We start from the raw sequence: 9276 nt of genomic DNA on the forward strand, positions 1-9276 counted from the left end.
CCGCCCAGTCCCGACAACACGCTGTTGTGGGGCATGCGCAGTTGCATGCACTGGTAGGCGAGGTCGAACAGGGGGTGGCCGAGGGTGGAGAGTTCCCAGTCGACGAGGGCGAGTACGCGGGGTTCGGTGGGGTGGAAGATCATGTTGTCGAGGCGGAAGTCGCCGTGGACCAGGGTGGTTTTTTCTTCGTCGCCATCCTGGGGGATATTTTCCGGGAGCCAGTCGATCAACAGGTCCATGTCCGGGAGCTGTTCGGTTTCCGATGCGCGGTATTGCTGGGTCCAGCGGTTGATCTGACGCTGGTAGAAGTTGCCGGGGCGACCGAAGTCGCTGAGACCTACTTTTTCGATATCGACGGAATGGAGTGCGGCGAGGACGCGGTTCATCTCGCGGTAGATGTCACCGCGCTGTTCGCGATCTAGATCCGGCAGGGCTGGGTCCCAGAATACCCGGCCCTCAATGTAATCCATCAGGTAAAACATGCTGCCGATAATACGGTCGTCTTCGCACAGGTGATGGACTTTCACCACCGGCACGTCGCTGTCGGCGAGGGCGGAGATGACACGGTATTCGCGGTCCACAGCGTGGGCACTTTTGAGCAACTGGCCCGGCGGCTTGCGGCGCAGTACGTAGTTGCCGCTGGCGGCGCGGATCAGGTAGGTGGGGTTTGACTGGCCACCGGCAAATTTTTCCGCGGTAACGGGGCCGCGGAATCCGGGAATATTTTTTTGCAGATAATCCGCGAGTTTCCGTTCGTCGATATTGAAGGACGAGTTTGTTGTGGTATTGACGGACATGCCCGGTGCTCCGCTTATTGTTTGCCGTATTGTTCGATCAGCTGTTTGCCCAGGGCCATCTGGTGTACCTGGTCGGGGCCGTCGGCCTGACGGCACCAGCGGGCGTAGTTGAAGGCTTCGGCAAAGAAGTAGTCTTCGGTAAGGCCGCCGGCACCGTGCATCTGCATACAGCGGTCGAGGATGTCCTGGACGATTTTCGGCACGCTGATCTTGCTTGCAGCGATCATGTCGCGGGCTTCCCGTGCGCCGACTTCGTCCATTTTCTGGCAGGTTTCGAGAACCAGCAGGCGCGCCATCTGTATCTCGGCAAAGCTCTTTGCAATGTCCTCGCGTACCGACTGGTGCTGGCTCAGTTTGCGACCGAAGGTAGTGCGGTTTTCCACCCGTTTGCAGGTTTCTTCCAGTGCGCGCTGGGCGGCGCCGATCAGGCGCATGCAGTGGTGAATGCGTCCCGGGCCGAGGCGGCCCTGGGCTATCTCAAAACCCCGGCCTTCGCCAAGGAGTACATTCTCCAGTGGTACACGGACGTTATCGAAGCGGATTTCCGCATGGCCGATGGGGGCATCGTCGTAACCGAGAGTGGTGAGGGGGCGTACCAGGGTGATTCCCGGGGTGTCCTTGGGAACCAGTACCTGGGTCTGCTGTTTATGGCGATCCGGGTTTTGCGGGTCCGATTTACCCATCACGATAAGGATTTTCGTGCGCTCATACAGGGCGCCGGTAATGAACCATTTGCGGCCGTTCAATACCCATTCATCGCCTTCGCGCTGGATACGCAACTCGATATTGGTCGCGTCGGAAGAGGCGACCTGGGGTTCGGTCATGGCGTAGGAAGAGCGAATCTCACCATTCAGCAGCGGGGTGAGCCATTGGGACTGCTGTGCCGGTGTGGCATAGCGCATGAACACTTCCATGTTTCCGGTATCTGGCGCATTGCAGTTGAACACTTCCGGCGACCAGATTACGCGGCCCATCTGCTCCGCCAGTGGCGCATAGTCGAGATTGGAGAGCCCACCAAAAGTGCTGTACTCGCCGTGCGCTTTGGGCACAAACAGGTTCCACAGCCCCGCATCCTGTGCACGCTGTTTCAACTCGTCCATCAACGGCAATGGAGCAAAGCGATTTTCCGCCGATGCCAACTGCTCGCGATACGGCATTTCGTTGGGGTGAATGTGCTCGTCAAAAAACTCACGCAACTGGTGCTGCAGGGTCATGGATAAGTCGCTGAATCGGAACATGGGCTTTCTCCCCCTCGAAATTTTTCCGGTTGCTGTCGTTGACAGGATGGTCGAAGAACTATAAAAAAATGCAGGTAATCATCCTAATTTATTAAAGTTATCTGCGCGCATAGATTTAAATGATGCGGTTGGTGCTGGGAGAAGGTGCTGTGCGGCTCGAAAAAGTGGACCTGAACCTGTTCGTGGTCTTTGATGCGCTCTATCGCGAGCGCAGCGTGACCAAGGTGGCGCATTTGTTGAATCTCACCCAGCCGGCGGTGAGCAATGCCCTCGGCCGCTTGCGCCAGACCTTTGATGATCACCTGTTCGTAAAAACCCGTGAGGGCATGAGCCCCACACCGGTGGCCGACAGCGTGGTGAAGGATGTGCGCGAGGCGTTGTCCCTGTTGGGGCGCAGCGTGGGTGCCAACGCGCGTTTTGATCCGTTTCGCTCGCAGAAGGTCTTTCGCCTGGGGATGAACGACCTGGCGGAGTCCCTGTTACTGCCGCGGCTGCATGAGGCGGTGCGGGAAGTGGCCCCGGCCATTGCCATCACCAGCTATTACGTGGAGCGGGAAGCCGCGACTGCGGAGCTAAAGGGCGGGGTGATCGACCTACTGCTGGATGCGCCGGCGGTCAATGCCCGCGAACTCGGTCATAAACACATCGGTGAACTGCCCTATGTGGTAGCCATGCGCCCGGAACACCCATTGGCGAGCGGCGACCTGTCGCTGGAGAATTACCTCGCGGCGGAACATATCCATGTTTCCAGTCGTCGCAAGGGCAGGGGACAAGTGGAGATGGCGCTCCACGGTATGGGGTTTCAGCGCACTATCGCCATGCGGGTACAGAACTACCTGGTGGCATCACGGATTACCGAGGGCACCGACCTGTTGTGGACGGTACCGCGGGTGCTGGCGGAAACCCTGCCGCTGGCGGTGGTCGAGTTGCCGTTTGCGGTGGAACCCCTCAGCTGGCATCTGTTCTGGCATCGCAACGCCGCGGATGATCCGGCCAGCCGTTGGATGCGGGACATGATTGAATCGGTTTCCCACGCTGTGCTCAGTTGATACTGGCGTATATTGCTCCGTTGCATTATTTTCTCTGGCGACAATTTATAAAAGCCGTCGGGGAAAACCATGAAGCGAATCCTGAATCTTGCCCTCAGCCTGCCTATTTCCGTATTGGCCCTGCTCAGCCCGACCGTGCATGCACAGTCGTCAGCGGCTGCCGAGGCCGCCGCGCCCAAGTTCGCTATCGCCATTCACGGCGGTGCCGGCACCATTGAAAAATCCAGCATGACGCCGGAAAAGCAGCGGGCCTATGAGGCCAAGTTGGAAGAGGCGATCAATGCAGGCTATGCGGTACTGGAAAAAGGCGGTCCCAGCCTTGATGCGGTGGTGGCCGCGATCAACGTGATGGAAAATTCACCGCTGTTCAACGCGGGCAAGGGTGCGGTCTATACCTACGACGGTGAGCACGAACTCGACGCCTCCATTATGGACGGCCGCAATCGCCAGGCCGGCGCCGTGGCCGGGGTCAAGCGCATTGCCAACCCGATCAATCTCGCGCGTATGGTGATGGAGGATTCCCCGTTTGTGATGCTGGCGGGTGCCGGCGCGGAGGAGTTTGCCCGCAGTCGCGGTGTGCCCATGGTGGACAACAAAATTTTTGACACCGAACAGCGCCGCGAGCAGCTAGAGCGCGCAAAAGAGAAGCTGGATAAGGAAAACAAGCAGGACAAGGACTACCGCGCGGCGGTTGATGGGCTGCCAGTGCCCTTCAGAATGGGTACCGTGGGCGCTGTCGCCCTGGACCAGCAGGGCAATCTCGCTGCCGGTACCTCAACCGGTGGTATGACCGCCAAGCGCTTCGGCCGTATTGGCGATGCCCCGGTGATCGGCGCCGGTACCTTCGCCGACAACAAATCCTGCGCAGTCTCTGCCACCGGCCACGGTGAGTATTTCATCCGCTACAACGTCGCCGCGGATATCTGCACCCGGGTTGCCTACCAGAACAAGACCATTGACCAGGCCGCGGACGAGGTGATCAACCAGGTACTGCTGCCGGTAGGTGGCACCGGTGGGGTGATCGTGCTGGATGCCAAGGGCAATATCGCGCTCACTTTTAATACCAAGGGGATGTACCGGGGCAGCCGCATAGCCGGGCAACCCGCGCAGGTGGCAATCTTCGAGGAAAAATAACCAGGACAAATAAATAGGTGCTTTAACCTGTTCGAATTTCCTCTGGTGCCCCGCCAGATTAGTTCCTGCCCCCCCCCGGAAAAAGCTATTGGGGGGCGGGTTCACTGCAGCAGTCTGAGTTATCACAGCGCAGCCGGGATGACGGAGTCTGAATTTCGCTGTTCTCTGGAAGTGTACCGTCCCTGTTGGTCATCTTCTCGATAGCCCAGAGGGCTGACTGGCAGAGTTCCCTGCGCCTTGCTTTGACCGGTGATTACGTTGGCCAGCGCCTGCAATACGGGGTTTTTCTCGTCATATTCCTGATGATAGCTGTTGGCGTGAAATGCGAATAACTGGAGGTCCGACAGTGGCCTGAAGTTATCGATCGCGTAGGGCGATGCAAGGCTGATGTAGATCCGTGACTTTCCGTGGTCGCCGGCGTATTGCAACAGCGCAGCCGCGCGTTCGGCTCGGTTTCCGGCTTTCGACCTGTTATTGGACGCGGTTGTTGACTGGCTGAATTGCTGAAAATTATTGCCGACAATCACCAGATCCGCCTGATCAATGGCCTCCTTGTTGCTCTCCATGGCCGTAGTATTCAAATTGCCGCTAGTGATTTCCCAGGAGGATTGCTGTTGCAGCAGGGCCGCGAGTAATTCGGCGTTGTCGCTGTCCGGCAACACAACATGCACACGGTCTACTTCTGCCAGATCGGAGTGTTTTCCGGAGTTCCATTCCACCAGCGAAGATTGCGCTAGCTCCTGCTCCAGTTGTCGGTGCGCGGGGCTGGCGAGTATTGACTGTGCGACGTCCACGGCCTGGTCAGTATCTGTTTCCGGGCGCACCAGTTGCTGCTTGACGCGGGCTATACGTTCTACAGAGAGACGAATTTGCTCGGTCGCCTGACTGTCTTCGGCCACCCTGTTGTCTACATATTCGATCAAATTTTGGAAATTCTGGATGTCCGCGGGTTTGCGGATACGTACAGGCATCAGGGCAATATCGGCACCGGCTTCAAAGGTATTGATCACCGCCTCCACAGGGCTGAAGAACTGCGCAATACCATCCATATCCAGCGCATCAGTAATAATCAACCCTTCGAAGCCGAGTTGCTCCCGCAATACCCCGGTCAATATTTCCCGCGAAAGCGTAGCGGGTTTGATGATCGCCTTGCCGTGCTTGTTTAAGAGGGTGCTGCTGTCCAGTTGTGGAAACTGAATATGTGCGGTCATGACCATGTGCACATCACTATTATCCATCACCCATTTAAAGGGCTCTATATCCATGGCCCAGATTCTGGCCTTATCGTGTTCCACCAGTGGCAAACCCGAGTGGCTGTCAACGTGGGTATCGCCGTGACCAGGGAAATGCTTGAGGCCGCCAATGACTCCTTCGCTTTGCATCCCCTCAAGCATCGCCGCGCCTAATTTCGCGACGGTTTTGGGATTGTCTGCGAAGGCGCGTACATTGATCACCGGGTTTTCAGGGTTGCTGTTTACATCCACGCTCGGAGCATGATTGACATTGATACCCAGTGCGTGCAGTTCTCGGCCCATACTCGCCCCTACGAGGCGCGCGTATTTGTCTCCGTGACGGGCATATGTGGCACCTATGGCCATATTTCCACTGAACGCGGTGCTGTAATCGTCAGGTAGTCTAACGATGCTGCCGCCTTCCTGGTCGATGGAAATGAACAGCGGGAGGCCCGAGGATGACTGGCGGGCGGTTCGCTGCAGATCCGTCGTCAGTTGAATAATCTGTTGCGGCGTTTGCAGATTTTCGGCAAACAGGATGACGCCACCGAGATTGGTTTCCCGGATCATTTCAGCCAGCTGCGCCGGCAAATGCGTTACCGGCGTCTTGCAGTCGTCACCGTCTGCATCCGCATCCATTTCCGGGCAAAAATAGCGAATATCGAGAATGATTTTCTGGGCGATTTGTTGGTCCAGGCTGTCGCTTTGTCCGAGATATTTCATCCAGATTAAAGCGAGCAGGAAGAGCAGGAGGAAAGAGCCGAGGTTCCATTTCATCAATAACAACTCATGAAGCTAACAACGGGAGATGTGAGCCAATACGGTATGGGAAAAATTTCCCATACCGTATCTGGTCAGGTTTCTGGAAATTCTATCCGGTCCGGGGCGGGTACCCCGGATCGGCGATCAGAATGCCCAGTTGATGGAGGCGAAGTAACGGCGCCCGGTCTCGTAGCTGTTGTGGGCCACCTTACCGATCCGCTCGGAGTAGTAGGCCTCCATACCCGCTGGAATGCCGCCCTCGGGTGCCTCGAGCTGGTCGCGCAGCAGGAAGTAGTCGTCATTCACGTTGGTCAGGTTGTACACCGACAGCGCGGCAGTCAGGTTGTCCGTCAGGTTATAGGTGAGTTTCAGGTCGACCTGCTCCCGGTCGTCTCTGACCCGGCTCGCCTGGGAGTCGATGGAATCGAAGTACATCGAGCGGTAGTTGTAGGACAGTCGCGCCGAGAAAGTGTCGTTTTCGTAGAAGGCCGACAGGTTGTAGGTGTCCTCGGAGTTACCCGGAGTGCGGACTTCGTCGATTTCCGGATTGCTTGCCTCGAAGCCGGTAATGGTCGCGCGGTCATTGCTGTCCACGACCAAGCCATTCGCATCTTCCAGATACAGGGGTTCTATGCTCTGGGTGGTAAAGCGCTCCATGGGAATATTGACAAAGGTGTAGTTGGCGAGCACCCCGAAGCCGTTCTGGAAATCGTGCTGGAACTGTACTTCGTAGCCGTTGATGGTCTGTTTGCCCACGTTGTAGTAAGAGGTAATGGCGTAGTCGCCTTCCAGCTCATTACCGAAGGCGTCCGTAAATCCCTGACCCGAAAGGTTCTGGATACCCAGCTGGCTACGGATCATGTTGGAAATGTCCTTGTAAAACGCGGTAACACCGAACATTGACGATTCGGTGAAATACCACTCGGCGCCCAGCTCATACTGCTTGGCTTCATAGGACTTCAGATCCGGGTTGCCCTTGGCGCCTGTACGCTGAGAGCCCTCTGACAGCAGCGTGCCTGAAGCATCATAGTTGCCGGTAACACGGAAACCGTCACGAATCTGGTAGAGCGCGGGGTGGGAGATGACCTTGGAGGCCGCGGTGCGCAGTAGCAGCTGGTCTGTCAGGTCGACGGAAAGGTTCAGGCTGGGTAACACATCGGTCGTGCTGCTTTCGGTAATCACATCCTTGTAGTCGTCGCCCTCCGCCTGACGGGTCAGAGATTCGCGTTCGGTATCCACTATGCGTACACCGATGTTACCGCGGAATATTTCGCCGGAGAAATTCACCATCGTATAGAAGGAGGCAATGTCCTGGGTCTGGTCGTAGAACTGGCTGACGGTCTCCAGGTAGTCGGTACGACAGCCTTTGTAGTTACCACCGGACGATGCGATCAGGTCGTCACAGGCACCCAGGTCTTCGACCAGCAACAGGCCGTCGTTCCACAGTGCATCCCGCTTGCCGGTATCCACGTCAAAGTATGCGGTCGGCATTCTGTCGATATCGTCGCGAATCCCACTGACGACGCCACCGGCCAGATCACCGGCCAGTACCTCGACGCCACTGGCCAATCTCGAGCTGGCCGCACTGCGGACATTGCTAGATGAGAGATCGCGGTATTTGGCACCGAACTTGATCGAGTCCACAAACCAGGTGTTTTCATCCAGCGTCCACAGGGTATCGGCTTGCACGAAGTTTTCCGTGTTTTCGCGGTCCTGCATGGTTTTGAACAGGTCGCGCATCGACATTTCTGTGGTCGGATGCTTGAGCCACTCGCCGTCACCACTCACGCCCCAGCCCGCCATATTCGCACCCGGATCGTAGTCGTAATAGATGGAAACGCCGGCCAGGCCATTGTCGATGACTGGCAGATCCGAGTTGCCATCCACATGGTCGATATTCAAACCGAAGTGGGTACCGAAATCGTCGATATGGGATTTGCCGGTGGAGCGACCCAATTGCATTTGCACGTTGAAATTGTCGTTCTCCCAGGTTCCGCTGAGGTTCAGCATGTCGCTGGTCATCTCGCTGCCGTCGCGGTCCTGGAATTCCATATTGATCAGGTTCGACGGCGTACCCCAATAGCGTGTTCCGGCGGAGTTGACGTACTGAACATCGTAGATGTCCTGCTCTGCGTGCAGCAGCAGATCGCCAACGCGGTCTACTTCAAACCCGGGCTCTGGCTCGCCGCCGGTGCTGTAGGCGGAGCGCGCCAGCAGATAGGCGCGGGAATACAGGTTGTGGCTGGTGTTGGGATCGTCGGTATGGTTGCGGGTGTATTCGAGATTGAAATCCAGGTTGTCAGCCGGACGGTATTGGAAGGATACAGTACCACCGAGGCGCTCTCTGTCGCGTTCGAATCTCGCAGATCCCGGGATACCCATCATAGCGCCGGGCTTTTCATAGGTCGCTGAGCGGGTGGAGTAACGGCTGACACCGTCGATGGAATTGGCGAGCTGATTCGGCTGGTCGTCGCGGTAGTATTCCCACCATCCGGCGATGGCTTCGTTGCCGTCGCGCTGCAGGTTCAGTTCCTGGTAGCTGAGGTTCACGGAAGCGCCGAAGGTCTCATCCGCCGTTTTCCAGTTGTACAGGCTACCCAGCTGCGGGGAACTCTTGCCCGAGCCGTCATTGTAGCTGTTTTCGATTTTCAGATAGCCGTCACCACTCGGCCGATCCAGCGGCTTCTTGGTCTTCAGGATCACGGTACCGCCGATACCGCCGGCATCGATGTCCGCCTGTGGGGATTTGTACACCTCGATCTGGGCCACCTGTTCCGCGGCAACTGAGGAGAAGTCGAACGCATTCATTTCGTCCCGCAAAGGCAGGGACTGGGCCGACTTCATATTCTGGCCGTTCAACAGGGTATTGGTGAAATTGACGTTGGTACCGCGAATGGAAATGGTGGCACCTTCGCCGAAGTCACGGGTGATCTGTACACCGGAAATTCGCTGCAGGGCTTCCGCCAGGTTCTTGTCCGGGTTTTTGTCTACATCCGCGAGGTTCAGTGAATCCTTGACCGCATTGGAATAACGTTTGTTGTTCAGGTTGTCCTGCAATGCACCT

6 protein-coding genes are annotated in these 9276 nt (G+C 57.1%); 2 read left to right on the forward strand and 4 right to left on the reverse strand.

The genetic code is table 11. The features are described from left to right. A partial coding sequence (locus VIL80_RS03530) for a phosphotransferase family protein (protein WP_332034778.1) occupies positions 1-797 on the reverse strand: 797 nt, incomplete at its 3' end. Between the two features lie 14 nt (positions 798-811). Next, complete coding sequence (locus VIL80_RS03535) at positions 812-2035, reverse strand: acyl-CoA dehydrogenase family protein (protein ID WP_332034779.1); 1224 nt, start codon at positions 2033-2035, stop codon at positions 812-814. 149 nt (positions 2036-2184) lie between these two features. Between VIL80_RS03535 and VIL80_RS03540 the strand changes: the two genes are divergently transcribed. Both VIL80_RS03540 and VIL80_RS03545 read left to right on the forward strand, forming a co-directional pair. Next, positions 2185-3084 carry a LysR family transcriptional regulator gene (locus VIL80_RS03540; protein ID WP_332034780.1) on the forward strand — a complete coding sequence of 300 codons (900 nt, stop codon included), beginning with the start codon at positions 2185-2187 and terminating at the stop codon, positions 3082-3084. Positions 3085-3153: 69 nt separating this feature from the next. Beyond that, a complete protein-coding gene (locus VIL80_RS03545; protein WP_332034781.1) occupies positions 3154-4218 on the forward strand; it encodes an isoaspartyl peptidase/L-asparaginase family protein in 1065 nt (354 codons plus the stop codon). Positions 4219-4340: 122 nt separating this feature from the next. Here the strand turns inward: VIL80_RS03545 and VIL80_RS03550 are convergent, their stop codons facing one another. Beyond that, on the reverse strand, positions 4341-6227 hold the full coding sequence (locus tag VIL80_RS03550) for a glycoside hydrolase family 3 protein (RefSeq protein WP_332034782.1): 1887 nt from the start codon (positions 6225-6227) through the stop codon (positions 4341-4343). A 129-nt stretch (positions 6228-6356) separates the two neighbouring features. Beyond that, positions 6357-9276: TonB-dependent receptor (locus VIL80_RS03555; RefSeq protein WP_332034783.1), on the reverse strand; the 2920-nt coding region annotated here is incomplete at its 5' end.

The sequence above is a fragment of the Microbulbifer sp. genome (assembly GCF_036563125.1).
Taxonomy (GTDB): Bacteria; Pseudomonadota; Gammaproteobacteria; order Pseudomonadales; family Cellvibrionaceae; genus Microbulbifer.

What these genes read in the sequence shown, in the direction of transcription:
- VIL80_RS03550 (WP_332034782.1), bottom strand. Translation starts at nt 6,227, where the DNA reads ATGAAATGGAACCTCGGCTCTTTCCTCCTGCTCTTCCTGCTCGCTTTA.
- VIL80_RS03545 (WP_332034781.1), top strand. Translation starts at nt 3,154, where the DNA reads ATGAAGCGAATCCTGAATCTTGCCCTCAGCCTGCCTATTTCCGTATTG.
- VIL80_RS03535 (WP_332034779.1), bottom strand. Translation starts at nt 2,035, where the DNA reads ATGTTCCGATTCAGCGACTTATCCATGACCCTGCAGCACCAGTTGCGT.